At 70.9% G+C, this 18,460-nt stretch carries 15 protein-coding genes; 9 read left to right on the forward strand and 6 right to left on the reverse strand.

Features of this window, described 5'->3' with window-relative positions; translation table 11 throughout:
- The first annotated feature begins 76 nt into the window (after positions 1–76).
- The 4 genes from FEF34_RS42210 (at position 77) to FEF34_RS39215 (ending at position 2,903) form a co-directional block, all read left to right on the forward strand.
- The gene (locus tag FEF34_RS42210) at positions 77–397 is read left to right on the forward strand and encodes a hypothetical protein (protein ID WP_199800776.1); all 321 of its coding nucleotides are present in this window, start codon (positions 77–79) and stop codon (positions 395–397) included.
- Positions 394–564: a hypothetical protein gene (locus FEF34_RS41770; RefSeq protein WP_171053382.1), complete on the forward strand. Its 171-nt coding sequence runs from the start codon at positions 394–396 to the stop codon at positions 562–564. The genes FEF34_RS42210 and FEF34_RS41770 overlap by 4 nt, the downstream gene beginning before the upstream one ends.
- Positions 565–886: 322 nt before the next feature.
- Complete coding sequence (locus FEF34_RS39210; RefSeq protein ID WP_138058220.1) at positions 887–1,633, forward strand: nuclease-related domain-containing protein; 747 nt, start codon at positions 887–889, stop codon at positions 1,631–1,633.
- Positions 1,634–1,670: 37 nt separating this feature from the next.
- Positions 1,671–2,903: an ATP-grasp domain-containing protein gene (locus tag FEF34_RS39215; RefSeq protein WP_138058221.1), complete on the forward strand. Its 1,233-nt coding sequence runs from the start codon at positions 1,671–1,673 to the stop codon at positions 2,901–2,903.
- A 386-nt stretch (positions 2,904–3,289) separates the two neighbouring features.
- Here the strand turns inward: FEF34_RS39215 and FEF34_RS39220 are convergent, their stop codons facing one another.
- Complete coding sequence (locus tag FEF34_RS39220) at positions 3,290–3,769, reverse strand: hypothetical protein (RefSeq protein WP_138058222.1); 480 nt, start codon at positions 3,767–3,769, stop codon at positions 3,290–3,292.
- A 909-nt stretch (positions 3,770–4,678) separates the two neighbouring features.
- Between FEF34_RS39220 and FEF34_RS39225 the strand changes: the two genes are divergently transcribed.
- From FEF34_RS39225 to FEF34_RS39240, 4 genes are all read left to right on the forward strand, one after another.
- Complete coding sequence (locus FEF34_RS39225; RefSeq protein WP_138058223.1) at positions 4,679–5,494, forward strand: hypothetical protein; 816 nt, start codon at positions 4,679–4,681, stop codon at positions 5,492–5,494.
- Positions 5,487–7,571, forward strand: a complete 2,085-nt coding sequence (locus FEF34_RS39230; protein WP_138058224.1) for a hypothetical protein — start codon at positions 5,487–5,489, stop codon at positions 7,569–7,571. The genes FEF34_RS39225 and FEF34_RS39230 overlap by 8 nt, the downstream gene beginning before the upstream one ends.
- Positions 7,568–8,170 (forward strand): helix-turn-helix domain-containing protein, encoded by a 603-nt coding sequence (locus FEF34_RS39235; protein ID WP_138058225.1) that lies wholly within the window; start codon positions 7,568–7,570, stop codon positions 8,168–8,170. Before FEF34_RS39230 ends, FEF34_RS39235 begins: the two co-directional genes overlap by 4 nt.
- A 68-nt stretch (positions 8,171–8,238) precedes the next feature.
- Positions 8,239–8,652 carry a hypothetical protein gene (locus FEF34_RS39240; RefSeq protein WP_138058226.1) on the forward strand — a complete coding sequence of 138 codons (414 nt, stop codon included), beginning with the start codon at positions 8,239–8,241 and terminating at the stop codon, positions 8,650–8,652.
- A 92-nt stretch (positions 8,653–8,744) separates the two neighbouring features.
- Here the strand turns inward: FEF34_RS39240 and FEF34_RS39245 are convergent, their stop codons facing one another.
- On the reverse strand, positions 8,745–9,077 hold the full coding sequence (locus FEF34_RS39245) for an amidohydrolase family protein (protein WP_138058227.1): 333 nt from the start codon (positions 9,075–9,077) through the stop codon (positions 8,745–8,747).
- A gap of 49 nt (positions 9,078–9,126) precedes the next feature.
- Positions 9,127–9,570, reverse strand: a complete 444-nt coding sequence (locus FEF34_RS39250) for a hypothetical protein (protein WP_138058228.1) — start codon at positions 9,568–9,570, stop codon at positions 9,127–9,129.
- A gap of 577 nt (positions 9,571–10,147) precedes the next feature.
- Here FEF34_RS39250 and FEF34_RS39255 point away from each other — a divergent pair.
- Complete coding sequence (locus FEF34_RS39255) at positions 10,148–12,751, forward strand: MXAN_6230/SCO0854 family RING domain-containing protein (RefSeq protein ID WP_138058229.1); 2,604 nt, start codon at positions 10,148–10,150, stop codon at positions 12,749–12,751.
- A gap of 86 nt (positions 12,752–12,837) precedes the next feature.
- Here FEF34_RS39255 and FEF34_RS39260 read toward each other — a convergent pair whose 3' ends face one another.
- From FEF34_RS39260 to FEF34_RS41775, 3 genes are all read right to left on the reverse strand, one after another.
- Positions 12,838–13,089, reverse strand: coding sequence for a hypothetical protein (locus FEF34_RS39260; protein ID WP_138058230.1), 252 nt, complete (start codon positions 13,087–13,089; stop codon positions 12,838–12,840).
- A 130-nt stretch (positions 13,090–13,219) separates the two neighbouring features.
- Entirely contained in the window at positions 13,220–13,534 is a 315-nt protein-coding gene (locus FEF34_RS39265) for a hypothetical protein (RefSeq protein WP_138058231.1), read from the reverse strand.
- A 324-nt stretch (positions 13,535–13,858) separates the two neighbouring features.
- Entirely contained in the window at positions 13,859–18,400 is a 4,542-nt protein-coding gene (locus FEF34_RS41775; protein WP_171053383.1) for a hypothetical protein, read from the reverse strand.
- Positions 18,401–18,460 lie beyond the last annotated feature (60 nt).

Raw genomic sequence — 18,460 nt, forward strand, 5'->3', positions numbered from 1 at the left:
GCACGCCCTCGTCCGCGAACTCGACCCCCGCGCAGGAACGTACGAGATCCGCATCAACGGCCGTCTGCGCTACGAGTTGCGCCGCCCGGCCCCGCCCGGACGTATCGACGTCGTCGTCGACCGCGACCCGGACGCCGATACGGACGTCACCGTGTACCTCGACGGTGCGAAGGTCACCGGCAGCCGACTGGCCGTCCACGTCGTGGACCCGGGTGCAGGCGGCCCCGACCACGAATGGTTCAACTCCACCACCACGCACGCCGCGGACGTCCCCGAAGCGGTCGCCGACGAGATCGACAGCCTTGCCCAGGGCTACCACGACCGCCACGCGTGCCGGGACGCGCGCTGCAGGGCCCTCCCTCTCGCCGACGACCGGACCGCGGACAACCTGCTGTGACCCGACCGGACCGCCGCCGCTCGGACTACGGCACCTGCACCGCCTGCGGCGAGCCCATCGAGTACATGTGGCGCGGAGCAGTCCTGCGCCCTCACCTCAACCCCGATTGGTACCTGTGCCGGGGAGGAGAGCGGCTCCCGAAGAAAGCCGCCGACCCCGATGACTGACACCACCGACGTCGCCACCCGCACCAGAAGCCGCGACCGCTGAGCAGGACTCCCTCTCGTACTGCGCGACGGAGCCGCCCGCGTCAGCAGCGCCCGCAGACGCTCCGGCGGGCATGGCGCCATCGACCCGCCTGTTCAGGGCAGCCCGGTCTGGCGACTGGAAGACGTCCCGACAGCAAGCTCCCGCCACTGCTGTACGGCACAGGACATCGACTCCGTCCTGAGCGTCAAGCCCACAGCTCTGCGACCAGCGGACTCTGTCCACAGCCCGGCCCACGCACCATCGCCCTTTCCCCACCTGCATGATCTCCGAGGAGACCGAATGCCGACCCGACCCAAGCGCCGCTCCGGCGCCGGGGCGAGCGCCCAGGCCATGGCCGACAGCATCCGCGCGACCGAGCGCAGAAGGCAGCACCGCACCGCCGCATGGGCGATCCCTCTGATGGTCGCCCCCGTCGCACTTGCCGCCGGGTACTTCGCGGCCTGCGTGACCAACTGGCAGGCCGGCACTGCCGTCGCCCTGGTGACGGTCGTGCTCGCCCTGCGCCGCATCTACCGCACCAAGGGCAGCACGTGGGCTACCGGTGCCGCCGGCGAACGCCGCACGCGCTGGATCCTTGCTCCGCTCGTCTGGTTCGGGCTCGGCCGCTGGGCGGTCCTCCACGACCGCCAGATACCTCGATCCCGCGCCAACCTGGATCATCTCGTCCTGGGAAAGTGCGGTCCGGTCTACGTCGACACCAAGACCTGGAAGGCGAAGAACGCCAAGGTGCACATGCGCGGCGGAACACTCTGGTACGGCAGGCACCCACAGCAGAAAACCCTCGAGACGGTTCAGTGGGAAGCCAGCCGGGCCGCCGAAGTCCTCGGCCACCGCGTTCAGGCAGTCGTCGCAGTCCATCACGCCGCCGTACCCCCCGGCGGGCTGGTCAGCCACGGCGTGACCATCATCCAGTCCACTGAGCTCCGCCGCTTCCTGCGAGCTCTGCCCAAGGAGCCGGGCTGGGACCGAGCCCGCGTCCGGCAAGCCGCTCTCCTTGCCGAGCAGCATCTACGCCCCGCAGCGTGACCGAAGCCCCCCGACCGACGCACGAGGTACCCCCACCATGACCATCGCCATTGTCGACGGATACTCGACCGGAGCCGCTCTGGCCCGGCGGCTGCACAGCCTGGACCAGCCCTGCATCCACGTCCGAAGCCAGCCCCACGTCAGCGGGTACCTGCGCCGGTCGTTCGACCCGGACTCCTACATCACCGACCTTGGCCACGACCCCGACCTCCAGGCGGTCGCCCACCGTCTGCGCGAGCTCGGCGCCACGAGGATCACCGCCGGCGCCGAGTCCGGAGTCACTCTCGCCGAGCGGCTCTCCCTCCTCCTCGGGCTGCCCACCAACTCGGCCGAACACATAGCCGCCCGGCGGGACAAACACCTGATGGCTCAAGCTGTCGCCGCGGCGGGTCTGGCGACGCCCCAGGCCACCTTGGCCACGACGCCGGGAGAAGCCGCTGCCTGGTTCCAGGCGTCCGGACTGCCTGCGGCCGTCGTGAAACCCCTGTCGTCCGCCGGCACCGACAACGTCACGTTCTGCTCCACCGCCCTGCAGGTCGAAACCGCCAGCGCCGCCGTCCTGGCGGCCCGCACGGTCTTCGGTGAGCCCAACCGCGCCGTCCTCGTACAGGAACGCCTGAGGGGACCCGAGTTCTACATCAACACCGTCTCCTACGACGGCCACCACCGCGTCGCGGAGATCTGGCGCTACGTCAAGCAGGTCGGAGCCGACTCCACACCGCTCTACGACTACGAAGAGCCAGTCGAAGCCACCACCCAGATCGCCAAGACCCTGCGGCACTTCACCTTCGCCGTCCTCGACGCGCTCGGCATCCGTTCCACGCCCGCACACACCGAAGTCATGCTCACCTCCCGAGGACCCGTACTGATCGAGACCGGAGCCCGGCTGGGCGGCGCGACCCAACCCGACATCGTCGAGCGCTACTCCGGCGTTTCGCAGACCGCGCTGACAGCGGCAACCCTCCTTGACCCCCAACACCTCCTGGACTTCCAGGACACCCACACCACCTGGAGCGCGACGGTCCGCAACGTCGAGTTCGTCAACCACCGCCACGGACCGGCCGACGCCCGCGCTGCTCAGAGGATCGCCAGGCTCCCCAGCGCGGTCGCCGTCGTCTCCGCAGTCGAACCCGGCGAGCAGATCGCTCCGACAGCCGACCTGCTGACCTCTCCCGGCTACGCCTACCTGGCCGCCGACGAGCGGTCCGCCGTGGAACGGGACTACGCCCGCCTGCGACGCTGGGAGCGCCAGGGCCTGCACACCGTCTGAGCCCGCCCGGAGCGAGGCGGGCACGAAATTCAGTGGCAACCGCCTCGGACGCTCGCATATGATCAGCCAGTACGCCCTGGGTAGCAGTCACTGCCACGCACACTGTCCGGGGTAGAGCCCCCTGAGCCCCGGTGTTCGCCTCTGCTTCTCGCAGCACGCGACCCGGGGCACAGTACTTTCAGCGGCTGAGACGATTCCCTCGCGAACCTGGCACTGGGCAGGCACGTAGACCCGGTCCAGATCGCCGGCCGGGCGCGTGTGCCGGCAGCTACGCCCGACTGGCCATGGTGCACGTGGTGGTCGTCCCGACGAGCCGGACCGCGGCGCCCAGGCGCGCCGTTCGTACCGCTGTCAGGCCGCAGCGTTCCCGAGGCCTGACAGCGAGGTCACCGAAGCTCGTCCTCGTCGGCCAACTGAGCGACACGGAGCCCCAACTCGGTGCGGTAGCAGCGGAAGCGCGGCCCGAGCACACCCGAACTGCCGTCGTGGGGCTGGACCACTCCTTCGTCGTCGCGGTACTCGGCCAGCCCCACGGCAGCGAGGCCGTCCTTCGTGACCCAGTTGACCCGGGTGGTGAACGCCCCGTCTTCCGCGACCCGCTCCGTGAGGGTGCGCCACTGAGCTGCGGTGAGCGCCGCCCGCCGGCCCGCCAAGGTGATCCGCCAGGTGCCGTCCGCATGGGCAAGAGCCTCTGCGCTGGCGAGGCGGAACCCGTCGCGATCCTCGCGGTAGATGAAGCCCGCCTCGAGCATTGCCTTCAGCAGCCGCGCGGACACCGTCACGGGAAGATGCCCATGCGGATCGGCGGAGGCGGCCTTGAGATGCCTGGTCTCGGCGGCGGTGGCCTGTCTCGGGGCCTTTGACATGGAGTCCTCCTTCTACGTAGCTGACGGAGACGCAGCGGACGGTCCGCGCCGAAGGGCGCGTGACCGGCCGAACGCCTACGGTTGCGCCCGCGGCCAGGAAAGAAGAGCGCGGTACTGCGCATCACGGGCACGATGACGGCCCGCGCGCGAGGTGCGGCGCTCCTGCTGGAACCGCGACTGTGCGACTTCGGTATCGGTGGAGTCATGCAGGGCTGGCCCTGGAGACGGCCCTTGACGACAAGGCCGACGGGCCCGCCCAGGGGGATGGGCGGGCCCGTCGCAGGAAGCCGTCCGGTGGGCGTAGGGGGCACCGGACGGCGGGCTGGGGGTCAGCATGCGAAGCTCCGCAGAGCCTGCCCGCTTGACCCCTTTACATTATCTCACGGACACAGTATGCGGCAACTAAAAAGGGTCGGATGCCCGGTGGTGGAGGCGCGAAGTGTCGCTCGCGCCGTCGCCAGAAGCCGGAGGGTCGGGTGCGGGGTCCGGGGCGGGGGTTGCCTGGAAGCGAGAGGCGGAGGGCGTGAGGTCCGGCGCTGGGCACGCCTTCGTTGTGCGGCCTGAGTGTGGAGTCCTTGTCACCGGACAGTGAACGGCCTGCCGGGTGCGCGGGCGTTGATGTCAGTGGTGGCTGGCAGCATGGCGCGCATATGCGAACGCGAGCTCCGCAACCGGTGGGGCCATCACCGTTCCCGTCGGGGGCAGCGTGAGGTCGCCGCGGGGGCGAAGTCCAGGGCGGGCACCAAGGGTGCGTAACGCTACGGCGGAACCGTCGCGGTGGCCGCCGCGGCGCCTTCGCGGCCAGGTGCCTTTGCGTCGCGTTGTGGCCCCTCAGGCGCCGCTGCCATCAGCCTCACAGAACCAGGATTTCTCAGGGGAACACAGGGAAACTCTGGTAAGTTGGGGCCCGTGGACGAAGCTCTGGATGCGATCGAGGACCGGATCTCGCGACTTCGGGTCGAGATGCGCGCCGCCCGCGCAGCCGCCGATCTCGACCGGCTCGAAGAGCTCCGTACGCAGCTGACGAATGCGCAGAACGCCTGGGACGACCTCCTGGGCATGCCGGCGGACCGTCCGCTGACGGCATCTCTCAAGTCCGCCCGAGAGCAGGTCGTCCAGACTCTGAACCTGATCGGCGCCCCCGCGGCGCGGAAGGTGATCCGGACGGTGCACGAGGCGTTCTTCGGGACCGAGCTGCCGGATTCTCGTACGGCCACCCTTCGGCGAGACGAGGAGCGCAGTTACCTCAGCCGCGCTTCTTCCCGCACCTACGTGTGCCCGGCCCTGACCGCGGACGGCTTCCAGCCCGCTCGCTCGGTCCTTGTCTCGTCGGCCTGGCCGCTTGCTCAAAGGCTTCTGGGGCCGGACTCGGAACGTGTCAACTACCTGATCATGGCGTCGAATCTCGCCGATGCCGGCAAGGCCCACGACGTCCGGCCGGGAACAGCGGTCGACCGCCTGCTTCAGGAGGTCGCGCTCAACCTGCAGGGAGTCGAGCGCGGGCGCCGGATATCACCCGAGCGCATCTACGCCGCTGCTCAGGCCGAGCTGGAGCGGATCGCTCCCCGCGACCAAGCCACACGAGCCAGAGCGGCACAGGACGCGTCCCGACTTGCCGCCAGGCAGCAGCTGTTCGGCGTTCAGAGCGGCTCTCGATCTGCACCACGTCACGATCCGCGACAGCCTTCCGGAACCCGCCACGAGGGGAAGAGCAACGATGGCTGAGGCACGCCTTGCCGGCTGCGCCGGCTGCATCGGCAGTCCCCGTCCCGGCTACGTTGTCGCGTGGGTCCTCGAGAGCGACAAGATGGTCTCGAAGTGGAAGCGCTGCCCCGAGCAGTGCACCGCCGCCTCCCGCGCCGCGGCCGTGGAGCGACAGCAGAAGCGTCGCGCCGAGCAAGCTCAAAGCGCCCAGCCCACCGCGCCGCCCGCGCCCTCGCGTCCCGTGCCTGTACCGGAACGCCCCTCCGCCGTCACGTCTCGGCCCGCGTACCGCGGTCGCCCCGCACAGGCAGCCACACGCCCAGGGCGTCACCGCGCCCCCGCCCGTAGCGGCGGCGCCTCCGCCTCGGCCGTGAACGCCCCTCGCCGGTGGCCGGCGGTCGCCCTCGGCCACGACGCCCAGGGCTGGCACACGGACATCGCCCAGCTCCCGCCGCCTGCCGGAACGAAGCTCACGGACTGGTTCGCCTGGCTTGGCACCGGCCTGCCGCTGCGTATCGACCGCGTCCACGGGGCAGGCCGGACCGGTGACGGTATCGTCTGCCTGTCAGCCGCAGCGCTCAAGACCCTCGGCCTGCCCGCTTCGTACCCCGCTACCGAGAAGGCGCTCGCCGCCCTCACGAAGAAGCTGAACACGGCCGCCGCCAGCGTCGGCATGGAACTGTCCCAGGAACTCGGCCCCGTCTTCCATGCGTTCCGCCGTGCCGGAAGCGCCGGCGGCCCGAAGTCCTCGCTGCGTGTGGTCGTCACGCCATGGCTCGGGCAGGGCAGCGACAAGCAGCAGGTGACCGGCGCGATGCTGGCCCAGCTCGCGGCCGCCCCCACCGGAGAGCTCGACGCAGAGACCCTCGCGCGCCGCATCCGCAAGTACGTCGCCGACCTCGGGATCGCGCCCGGGGTCACCCCTGCCACCACCAGCAAGCTGCTCCTCGACGCAGTCCGCCCGCGTTCCGAGCCGTTCCAGGACGAGCAGGGGGAATGGAGCTCCCGGCTCCGCGACGGAGCTCTTCCCGGCGGCGACACAGTCGTACCGCCGGCCGCCGGCGCTCGCCACCCACTGACCCGAGAGCTCCAGCAGCGCGGCGAGGTCCTGTGCGAGGAGGAGGACTACAAGTACTGGTCCCGACCCCTCACCGCGGCCGAAGCCGCCATGCCGTACGCCGTCGCCTGCGACGTGTGCGCCTCGTATCTGTCGGTGACCATGTCACTTCGCCTGCCCGTGGGACCGCTGGAACACCACTCCGACCCGGTCTGGGAGACCAAGTCGGCTCCTGCCGGGCTGTGGTGGTGCGACTTCACCGGCATTGAGGTGGACTCCCTGCTGCCGCACCCTGCGACGTTCCACGGAGAGCACCCCGCCGGGCCCGGCTGGTACGCCACCCCGACCGTCGCCTACATGGTGACCGAGTACGGCTTCGACCCCGGGACCATCACCGAGGCGTATCTGTCGACCATGACGGTGCCGTTCCTCAAGGAGTGGACCAACCGGCTGCGTGAGGCGTACAAGGGCGCTTACGGAGCGCTCGGGCTCACGGACGGCCAGGAGGCAGAGGAGTTCCTTGCCGCCTACGCGGTGCACAAGGACATCGACCCCGGGGACACCGAACGCAGCGACGCCCTGGTGCTCGCCGGCCTCTACAAGGCCATCTACAAGGGCGGCGTCGGAAAGTGGGCCGACGGGGCCGCCTACCTCGACGAGGAGACCTGGCTGCAGCAGATCGTGTCCAACTGGTCATACCGGCCCGAAGTGCGTTACACCGTCATCTCCGCCGCCCGCATCGCCAACCACAGGCGCATGCGCAAGACCTACAAGAAGACCGGCCGGGCCCCGTTCGCGGTCAATGTCGACTCCTACCTCTACGCCACCCAGGAGCCGTCGCCGCTGGAGCTGCTGACACCCGCGGAGAACGGCAAGCCGGTACTCGGCGTTCTGCGCCTGGGAATCGGGCCTGGCCAGTTCAAGCACGAGGCGAGCATCCCCATGCAGGAAGTCATGGAGCTCCTGAACAGTGACGAGCACCCCTCCCGCCTCACCCACGACTACACCACCGACGGCATCGCCGTAGAAGGACAGCCGTGACCCCGAACCGAGAGCAAGACGCCAAGCAGGCCGAGCTGACCGAGATGTACTCCCGGGTCAACAAGCTCTTCTACACCTCCAAGCAGGCCCCCGCGCGCACCACCACTCAGACCGCGCACGCCCTCGAACGGATTTACGGCGGCCAGGCGGCGGCCATGGCCGCCGCCTACAACGTGTCCCCCCGCACCGTTCGGCGCTGGCTCGACGGAACACGCACCCCGAAGGGCGCGAACGCCGCTCGGCTCCTGCGGGACGCCACCGCCGCGCAGACGACCAAGCGCGGCCGCGAGCGCCGAGCTCGACAGGCAGAACACCACCGCGGTGACGTCCTGGTGCCGCGCGTCAACAACTTCACGGTCCGCGGCTCGGACGCGATTCGCTCCCGGGACATCTCCATCTCTCTCAGCGGACGGGACCTCGCCGCCCTCGCGCGAGCGGAGAGCGAGGCGGAGGTCGACGCCATCGTCCAGGCGGGGATCGCCTCGTACTTCAACGGCGGGGTCGCTGGAGGCTTCCACCCCGGAGACTTCGGGTACGACGCGGGCTCCGTCGTCTTCAACGTGCCCACGATGACCGGATCCAGCCAGACAAGCGAATGACGCACGGGCGGCCCCTGTCGGACGCTGGCATGCCGCCGGTGTCAGAGCGTGCAGGCACACTGGAAGCCATGGCGACATCGGCCGAGCCCGACCTCACGAGGATCCTTCCCGCCCTACCGGACCGCGACCAGGAGGACGGCGTGATCCGCTGGGGGAGATGGGAACCTGCCATCGAAGCCACGCACATAGACCCCTCCTGCCCCACGTGTGCCTTCCCCGGCCCTCTGTCGACCGCCTCCGGCCAGACCTGGTACACGCCCGAGCCGACCCTGGCCCGTGCCCGGAGATCCTCTTCCGGACAGGCGTCCCAGTGGGTGCGCGTCCAGCACAGGCCGTACTGGTGCAACACCCACTACGCGGTGCGGTGCCCGCAGTGCGACGAGATGCGGGTCTACCGGCGGGACGGCTGGGTCGAGATCCACTACCGGCCGCCCACCACGGAGCGTGCCGTGCCACCGACGGACGACAACGTCCTCTTCTAGCGGCCGGCCGGTCTCTCCCGGAAGGGCACCACGCCAGGGCTGAAGCCGTTCAGGGAAGGGCGACCAGGACCGCGCCCGCTCGTCTTTGTGCCTCAGAGCGACGGCGATCCGCCGACGAGCGTTGCCCGTGCTTCGAGGGCGCGGCTCAGGAGCGCGGCCTCGCCGGGGTCGACGATCAGAGGAGCACCGGACCGAGGAGGGGCCGCCGTGGGGATCGGGACCTGGCCGCGGCCAAGGCCTGAGGCCAGGGACACGATCTGATCCGAGCTCAGGGAGTGGCGGACGAGGATGTCGACGCCGCTGAGGGAGACGCGGAAGGTGAGCAGGGCGCCGAAGCGCACCTCGATGACGTTGCCGCTGAACATGACCTCGGCGAGTTCTGCGGTGGTGCGTTCGGTGTCGTGGAGATCGTCGGGCGCGGTCATGCAGCTCCAGCTCTGTGAGGCGGTTGGTGTCGGCGGGCGGGGTACGACGTCAGGTCGCGCGGTCGTCGGGGATGTACGGGCTGCGGAAGCGGGCGGGGACCTGTCCGGGCGGGGTGCCCGGACCGGGCGCATCGGCAGGGCCGTGGCTGGAGCGGCTCCAGTAGGACAGAGCGAGGGCCGTGACCGAGTCGTTGCGCTCTTCACGGGTGGCCCAGGCCTCGACGCTTACGTCGCCCTCCGTGTAGACCACGAGTGCATAGCAGATTTCGAACGGAGAGTCGTACAAGGCCACCGCCTCGTAGGGCCAGTTGCTCAGGTCCCATCCGTCGCTTCCCCAGTCACGGACGCCGGTCCATCCCCACGGCGCCAGGTGCGCCAGCCAGTCAGCGGCGTCACCGCCGTCGTGGAAGTCCTCCGGCAGGAAGGGGAGAAGCTCCAGGGGGACGGGGCCGGAGGTGAACGGGCGGTCGTCGGGGTACGAGGTGTCAGCCAAGGCGGTCTCTCTGCTCAGAGGGAGGGCCGATATCAGCCATGTATAAATGTACCAAACAGGTAGATCTAAAGCAAGTTATAAGGGTCATTGGGTGGCTGCGCCCACTTGTGACGCTAATAACTTGACGTGGAGGTTTGTTGTTGGTACATTCTTCGTGTCGGAAGCGAGGCTCTGGCCGTGCAACAGCAGGGTCCGCGGCCGTACCGCGCGGCAAGGTTCAACCCCTTCGCCGGCCCGACAGCGAAATCCCCGTGCAACGGAGATTCAACGGTTGGTAGTGTCCCGGCTGCGGGGCGGCTCCGATACGTGCTTCCTTCTCACTCTCTTTGGAAAAGACTCAGCGCGTTCACTTTCCGCCCCGCTTCCGAGAGCCTCACACCGTGCCCTGCACGAACAACAGGTGCCTTTGCTGCGCCCGTTGATCGCGATGAGATCGAACTTTCGGCAACGCCGAGCGGCTCTCAGGTGCTTACCCCTCCCCGGGACAGAGCCCCGTCCGCCTCGGCTCACGTAGACGAAGCCCTGGAGACCAGGGCCCTGGAGACCCGGAACCCGCCGGGACAGGGGGAGGACGGCAATGACGATCACGACCATCACCACCACCAGCGGAGTCCGTCGCAGCCTGGCCGCAACGCTCCTTTCCCGTCGTGGATCCGTCTACCTGAACCCCCAGGCCTCGCCGGCCTCCTCGCCCGCTGGCTCCCTCGCCGGCATCACCCTGCTGGAAGCCGACCTCATCGAGCGCGGCTTCCTGCTGTCGAACGAGCTTCGCCAGGTACTCGCTGGCTGCAGCGACACACGGCTCGCCACCATCGGCCGGGCCCTGACGGACGACATCGACGCAGCGCTCGGCGCGGACCGCGACCACACCCCTCTGTTCCGCAGCTTTCCGGCCAGCACTCCCACCGACACCCTCGCCCTCTACGTCGACCGGGTGCTGACTGTTCTCCTCCAGAGCCCCGAGCAGCCGTGCGTGCTGTGCGGCTCGACCGCCACCGTCCACCCGGTCGCCCCGTGCGCGCACCTGGTCTGCACGGCGTGCTTCGACGGTGCCGACCTCGCAGCCTGCCCGATCTGCCAGTGCCGCATCAACGCGAACGACCCCTTCCTGCGCCCGCAGCACCACCGGCCCATCGCCGGGACGCGCCGCGCCCTCCCCGACCGGCTGCGCGTCCTCACCCACGGCGGTGACCTCGCGGACCGCAAGGCCGACGCCGCAGCCGAACTCGCCGGCCTCCTCTCGCGTACCAGCGCGCTCAGCCCGCAGGACACCGACGACCTCGTCACCCTCCTCGACGAGGCGGGCGACCGCACCGACCTGACGTGGCTGCCCGAGACCATCCCCGCACGCGAGACCAAGGCCCGCGTTCTGGCCTGGCTCCTCAATGACCCCGACCAGTACCAGGCTGTCCTTCCGGCCGTGACCGCCCGCATCACCACGGCCACCGACATCCTGCGCCTGGAGGCAGTCCGCTCCGGCGGCGACGCCGGACTGGTCACCCCCACCCGCTTCACCGCCATCCCGCGGCCGCTGCGCCGCGCCCTCCTGCAGGCCCTCGAAGGCCTCGACGTGAACCTGGTCGCGGAGGACATGCGCCGCCACGCCCAGGCGTGGAAGCACCTGGCCGAGCGGCTGCACCCCTTCGAGTACGCCACCCGCTACCCGCAGACCGCCCTCGCCATCGCCGCCCTGCGCGAGACCAAGCTCACCGACGACGTCCTCTCCCACACCCTGCGGACGACGGCGCGCCGGGTCCCGGCCGCCAGCACCAACCGCCCGAAGGTCACCCTCGCACTCTGGTCCGCCCAGGTGGAGACGGCCTTCGCCGAGAGCGACGTTCCCCGTGCGCTGACCCTGCTCGCCCAGCGGCCCGGCGAACTGCTCCGCCGTCTGGACCACGTTCTGCGCACGGCCGCAGACGACCACACCCAGCGCGTCCTCGACGTCCTGGAACAGGCAGCCCCCCGCGTCGCACCGGCCGTACTCCTGTCGGCGCTCGGAGAGATCCGCACCCGGACCCGGAAGGGAACCGAGCGGGTCTTCTTCCCCAAGGGCGGCAACGCCAAGGCACACATCGTCGCGGACGAGCGCGACCCGCTCCCGGGCGCCGTCGTCGACCGCGCCGTCTCCATCCTGACCGGCGAGATTCTGCGCCGCGCGGGCCGGCTCACCCCGGCGGACACCGCCGTCATCGACGCCGGCCTGGACGGCATGATCGCACCGTTCGCCGAGCGGACCGCCTCGCGCGCCCTGGTCACCCTGCCGCGCGGCAGCGAACTGCCCCTGCCCGACGGACGCACCGTCCGCCTCTTCCTCCACTGGATGGAGAGCGCCGACTCCGGGCGCACCGACCTGGACCTGTCCACGGCGATGTTCAACGATGCCTGGCAGCACGTCGGCACCTGCGACTACACCCGGCTCCGCTTCGCCGGAGCAGCGGCCGTTCACTCCGGCGACCTGCAGAGCGCCCCCGCCCCGCAGGGCGCCAGCGAGTTCGTCGACCTCGACCTCGACCAGCTGGCCGCCGCAGGGGTTCGCTACCTCGTCGCTGCGGTCTTCTCCTACAACAACGTGCCCTTCGACGAACTCGCCGAAGCCTTCGCCGGATTCATGTCCCGCGACGAGGACGGCAACACCGGGGCGGTCTTCGACCCGCGCCAGGTCGAACAGCGCTTCGACCTGACCGGCCAGGCCCGCGCCAGCGTCCCCCTGCTGATCGACGTCCAGGGGCGCACCATGCGTTGGCTCGACATCGTCCGCGGCGTGACCGGCACGCACCACGCCGTCCACCGGCACGCGAACGACCTCGCCACCCTCGGGGAGGGCCTGACCAGTCTGTTCACCTCCGGCGCCCGTGTCGGACTCGGTGAACTCGCCACCTGGCAGGCAGCTGCACGGGCCACGAACGTCGTCCTCCGTCACCTCGACGGCTCCACCACCACCTACCAGCGCCACCCGGAGGAGACCACCACGGACTTCGCCGCACGCATCGGTACTGCGCACACCGACCGGCAGCTCGACCTGGACACCACCGACGTGGATCTCGCGTACCTGGTGCGCGGCGACCTGCCCCTGGCCGAGGGCGCGGAGGCATACGCCCTGTACCCGGCCGGGCTCGACGCCCGCCAGGTGCGCCTGCTCGGAGCCTCCGATCTTGTCTCCGCGCTCGTGCCGCAGTAGCGGTCAGCCGGCGAACGGCATGAGCCCTTGAGGGACGCCCGCTCCACGCGGGCCCCTCAAGGGCTTTGGTGTGCGAACGCCGTCCCTCACCGAGGCTCACGTCGGGCCGCGCGGACGGCCATCACGTACGCCGAAGCGGTGAACAGCGCGCGCCAGCCGGAAAGGCAGAGCCCCACAAGGCCAGCCACCTGCGCGAACAGAAGGAGCAGGCTCACGGTCGGCACGAGGACAACCGGCACGGCCCCGCCGGCGACCGCGGCAAGCACGATCGGGCCGCCCCGCAGGACGCCGACGTAGAAGACAAGGCACCCGGCGAGGCCGCCCCAAGCCGCCAACACGAGTCCAGGACGGCTGCAGTGTGCAGACTCGCCTGCTGACCATTCCTTCATGCCCTACCTGACGTCTGAGCGCCCCGGGCGGCCCGGCGCTTCTGAGACGTTGGCGGCAAGAAGGTCTGCCAGCGGGCGGTCAACTGCCGCTCCGCGTACCCGGAAGCCGCCGGGCCACCGCGCGCCCGACGCGACCCAACCCCATCCCGATGACGGCGATGACGAACACGCCGAACAGCCGCTCCGCGAGCAGGTACCTGCTCGCCAGCGGCTGCCACACCACAGGCAGCAACAAGAGCAGCACCCGCATCGGGGCCAAGCGGCCCCGCCCGACCAAGGGTTGCTCCGGCGGGCGTGTGAACAAGACGCCGCTGGGACTGGTGCATGTGATCGCCGCGCCCATTACCAGTGGCAGCAGGATGGTCAGCAACACGTCGAGCATGGCGACGATCACAGAGGGTCTCCTCGAAGTCGAGAGTTTTGCGGCCGGGGCCTCTTCTCCACCCCGACGCCATGACTCTCATCGCAGGCAGCTGTGGACAGCGTCCGAGGCTCCGGATTGCGGCAATGCCGGTGATGCCGAGCAGAGGGTACGGGTGAAGGAGCGAGCCTCGTCCTGCGCGTGTCGGAGGCGACGCCGCTGCACGTCCTGCCGATCGTGTGAAGGCCGGCGGCACCAGGGAGATCGCCCCGCGGCCCGGTCGCGGTCCAGTCGTAGCCTCCCCACGACGCCCGGCATCAAGGTCGTCACCGTGCGGCCAGCCTTCTCACGGGTAGCTCAGCGCCGACTCCTGCTCGGCCCGCCTATCTCCGGTGGCGGCGGGCCGCCCTGGCAGGTCCCCTCGGGCACAGCGACTGCGTCGGGCGACGTCCCCCCGACGAGCGCCTCGCCCCGCTCCATGGCGTCGGCGTGGCTGCGGACGATGTCCCGGACGCTGGACGCGTAGGGAGCGTCATTGAGCACCGAACAGACGCCGATGCGCGTGTTGTCCGGCGCGATGACCAGCCAGGACCCGTCTTCGCTGCCCTCCTTCGACACCAGGTAGACGGTTCCGCGGTGCACCGCGTCCCACATGCTCGGGCTGATCCGCGTCACTGTTACGCGACGCTTGCCCGTGCCCATGACAAACTCCTGCGGGCCGTACTGCGACATGACGAGACCGTCATCGCGGCGGTCCTCCTCCACTGCCTGCCGCTCCTCGGCCTCCTGCTGGCTCCGCGCCCACTCGGCCGCCCGCGCCTGCTCGGCCTGCGCCTCCCGCTCCGCCTGCTCGGCCGCGAGTCGTGTCCGCGTGGCCTGCATCTCCTTGGCCCACTGCTCGACCTGCCGCAACTGTGCGGCGCGGCGGCGCTTCTCCTCCACCCCGTTCGGCAGCGGAGCAAGGCGCCTGGCCCGGTCCCGCGCCGTCTGCTTGCTGGTGCGGCCGGTGTGGTGGATCCGCACCCGGGCCCAGTAGGCGGCCCGATGGTCCGCGTGCAGCAGATCAGGGGCGGCGGCGCACCAGCGGTGTGCGGTGACGCCGTCGGGAGTGACCGTGACAGGGCCGCGCCGGCCAGCACGGGGCACCGCGATGTAGGCGCCGGATACCAGCAGTTCGACCAGGGCGGCCCGCACCCGGCGGCCCTGGCCCTCACGGCGACGGACGATCCCGGACGTGTCCGCGTGCAGGTCTCCCGCGTACGCGGCGGCCAGGACGTCGGCCACTCCGGTGCACCAGCCCATTCGAGGCAGCCAGGTCCGGGCGCTGCTCTCGTCGAGCCACCTGTCCATGCCGCCGCTGTCCACCTCTGAGCCGGCGCGCCCGCCGCGGGCAGCGACAGCTGTATCGGCGGATCCCTGCTCAGGGTCGCCGCCGGGGTCCGGATCATCGGCGGTGTCAGCGGCCGACGCCTCCGCCGTGACGGGCACCGACGCGCGGACGGCCTGCTTCCCGACGGAACGCTTCGCCTCCGTGGCGGCGGACGCGGCATCGACACGGGCGAAGAACGCAGCCCGGCTCGCCCGAGCCGAGGCGACCAGGGCGGTTCGGTCGGCCCGCGCGGCCGCGGCCAGCGCGGCGGCCTCGTCCTGCGCCTTCTTGCCGCCGCCCCGCTCGCGCACAGCCGCGCGGGCTTCCCGCTGCGCACGGTCGTCCCCGTCGGCCGCGCCCTGGGCCATGAGCGCATCTGCCAGCGCCGTGGACGGCCACGGCGCCTCCTCACCGTTCTCCAGAGCCTCGGTGAGGATCTGCCCGCACAGCTCCGCCGCCCGGTCCTCCCACTGCCGCCAGTGCAGGGTGCACGTGCGGGGATCGCCCTTGGCCAAGTCACGGGCGAGGCCGATCACATCCCGCCCGGAGAACCGGCCGCCCTGGGCGTCGTCCAGGATCCTGCCGGAAAGGCAGCGGGCACACGCGACAAACCGGCCAAGCTCGCCCCCCTGGTCGGTAACCACGGCAACCCAGAAGCGGACGCCGGAGCGCTTCGCGCTGCACTTGCCGACGTAGGGCGCCGACATCACGCAGTACGCGTCGGCGCCGGCCTCCGCGTCATCGTCCGCGCACACGGAGAGCACGCGGAGGCGGGCGTTCGCCACGCTGCTCAGTGCGCGACTCCACACCTTCCACTCGGCGACGTACTGCCGATGATCGGGGCCCTTGCGCGCCCAGTCGTCACCCGTGCAGCCCTCACGGCCGTCGTCGGCGGTCAGGTACTCGAACCCCCACCGGCACGCGGCGATCAGGCCCACGGCGCCGAAGCGACGGATCAGAAAGACACCGGGCTCAAGCTCCACCCGCTCCGACCTGCACCCGAACGCTGGGGCCTGCGCCGTGTAGTGCCCGTACTTCGCCCACAGGGCGGCAAACCGGGCACGGGTGTCGGAGTCCTCGCGGATCCGGGCGAGCACCTTGGCCAGGGAACGGTCCTCGATGTTGGTGGACCACCAGTACGAGCCGTCAGCGTCGTGCCCGGCTTCCCACTGCCCCTCTTCCGGACGGCAGTAGGTGACGGGCCGGATCCGGAAGGCATGCCCGGCCGCCGTCGTCAGCACCCAACCGGTCGACGGCTCTCGCCCGTCGACGAACGACACGGCCGCGAGCGACTCGCCTTCTTCCAGCGCGGCTGAGAGCTCGGCGCCGGCGACGTCATCATCAGCCGCCCCCTCCGGCCGTCCGGCGTTGCTGCTGCGGGATACGGCCGCATGCTCCCGCTGCTCCTCGGCCGGCTCACGCTCCGGCGGCACGGCCGCCGAGCCCTCCTCTGCGGCCTCTGCGGGCAGCATGGCGTGCCGGACCTCCTCCGCCGTCGCGGCATTGTCGAACGCACACCCATACCGGTTCAGCGTCTCTTCACGGCCGGACTCGGCACGGGCGGCGGCGTCCTCCATGCGCGCGCACTCGGCCACGAAGTCCGACAAGACACCCGCCTTGCGGTAGGTCTCTGCCGACTCCGTGAAATGGGCGGCGTCTCGCTTCGCGCGGTTCACATCGTCGTACGCCTCTTCACAGGAGCGGACAGCCGACCACACCTCCTCAGCGAGCGCGTCCCCCTCCCGGACCCGGCCCCGGCACGCCTGCGCCCGCTCCACATCACCGGCGGCGAGCACCACAGCCGCATGCACACGGCCACGGGCCGTCGCCAGCCGTTCCACGGCCGCCGCCCACGCAGACGCCGTACGGCCGGACTCCGCGCGCTCCGCCCGGGCGGCGTCGCGGCCGGCCAGCCCAGCACGGTCGGCCTCCGCCCGCGCGTTCGCCCGCTCACCGGCGTAGTACGCATCCCAGTACAGGGCGTTGTGGAAGTCCCGCACGCCGTTGTACGCGGCCTGGGCGGTTTCGAGCGCCGCCCACTCGGCGGGAGCGTGCTCGGCGAGCCGGCTCGGCTCCCCGTAGCTGATGTGCGGGTACTTGGCCCAGTCGGCCAGGTGCTTACGGTCGTTGCTGGTACCGAATCCCTGGGGGTTCTTGCGGACCGCGGCGGCCGCCTTCCGCAGGGCCTCGGCGCTGCGCCCCTCGATTCGGTCGGCCACCGCCAGCGTGAACGCCAGCGCGGCGGCGTCGACGCGGTCACCGGCGATCAGCGAGGCGGAGGTATACCGCGAGGGGAAGTGGACCGACCGGTCCGAGTGCCTCGACTTCCCCCAGGCGTCGTACTGCGCCACGAACGACCGTGACGGGTCACCCTGCCCCGCGTGGAACACGCCGTCGTGGTCGGTGTTGCCGTCGAACCACTCACACCAGCGGCGCGAGGAGTCCTCGAACATCATGATCAGCCCGGCGTACCCGCGCGCCGACGGCTCACGGCCCTCCGCGGCCAACCGCTTGCGCCACTGGGCCTCCCGGGCGAGCAGCCGCTCCTGCGCCTCCTCGATGATCGGAGCGGCGAGCGCCTCCCGCTTCGCGCGCGCCGCGGCGTCCGTGATCGCCTCTCCAGCCTCCTTGACGTGCTGCCCGGCCAGCACGACCGCACGCCGCCACGACGCGCACCCCCGCGCGTCCTCGCCGTTCGTCTCAGCCAGCCACGCCCGTGCCGCCTTCACCGCGTCGGTGGCCGACCGCTCTGCCGTCCTGGCTTCCGCGTAGGCGGCAGACGCCAGCTCCACGGCCCGCGCGCCCGCGGGCGTGGAACCGTCGAGGGCGTTGAACGCGTCCCGCGCGTCACACAGGGCGGTGCTCACCTTGGCCGCGGCCCCGTCCATCTGCCGGACCCACTCAGCCGCGTCCCGGCCCCATACCGTGCGCCCCGTGGCCTCCTGCTCACGCGAGACGACGCGTACGGCCCTGATGGCCTCGCGTACGGCCTTGAACCCGCCGGTCGAGGCGGACGCCACGAACTTGCCCGTCGCCTCGTTCCACGCGCACACGTGCGCGGTCTCCTCCACCCCGGCGCGCACCATCACGAGCCCGGAGACCACCAGGGCGCGCACCCACAGACGGCCGGTCCAGCGCCGCTCGGCGCGCACGTCCCAGCCCTGCTGTTCCGCCTCACGCAACAGAACGCCCGCGTTGCGGGGCAGGCCCGCCAGCGCGGCAGCGGCCGCTTCGGCACCGACAGCGGCGCCGCAGCCGCCGCAGCGTCCCGCGCGTACTTCCTTGTGCTGGCACGCCGGGCACTCGGCTGCCGCCTTCTCCGTGGGGGTGAGCGCATCGCCGTGCTCGGGACCGGCGGCTTCCTGTCGGCCGTGGGGGGCGTCCGCCTGCTTACCGGCGCTCGTAGAGTCGGGGTCGGCGGCCGGGGCGCTGTACTGGAAGGCGGCCCCGGCCGCGGCGTCGGCGTTCGCACCCGGCTCGGACGGGGCACTGGCACCCTTACGGGCCTCGCGCAGGTGGGGGATGGGCAACACAGACTCCCTTGACGTGAGGGTGGCGCCGTTCAGCGCCCGGTGGGGCGGGCGACCCGG

The sequence above is a fragment of the Streptomyces marianii genome (genome assembly GCF_005795905.1).
In the GTDB taxonomy this organism is placed as follows: domain Bacteria; phylum Actinomycetota; class Actinomycetes; order Streptomycetales; family Streptomycetaceae; genus Streptomyces; species Streptomyces marianii.

Coding starts and splice junctions, on each gene's coding strand:
- FEF34_RS39210 (WP_138058220.1), top strand. CDS start 887: ATGCCGACCCGACCCAAGCGCCGCTCCGGCGCCGGGGCGAGCGCCCAG.
- FEF34_RS39215 (WP_138058221.1), top strand. CDS start 1,671: ATGACCATCGCCATTGTCGACGGATACTCGACCGGAGCCGCTCTGGCC.
- FEF34_RS39220 (WP_138058222.1), bottom strand. CDS start 3,769: ATGTCAAAGGCCCCGAGACAGGCCACCGCCGCCGAGACCAGGCATCTC.
- FEF34_RS39230 (WP_138058224.1), top strand. CDS start 5,487: ATGGCTGAGGCACGCCTTGCCGGCTGCGCCGGCTGCATCGGCAGTCCC.
- FEF34_RS39240 (WP_138058226.1), top strand. CDS start 8,239: ATGGCGACATCGGCCGAGCCCGACCTCACGAGGATCCTTCCCGCCCTA.
- FEF34_RS39245 (WP_138058227.1), bottom strand. CDS start 9,077: ATGACCGCGCCCGACGATCTCCACGACACCGAACGCACCACCGCAGAA.
- FEF34_RS39255 (WP_138058229.1), top strand. CDS start 10,148: ATGACGATCACGACCATCACCACCACCAGCGGAGTCCGTCGCAGCCTG.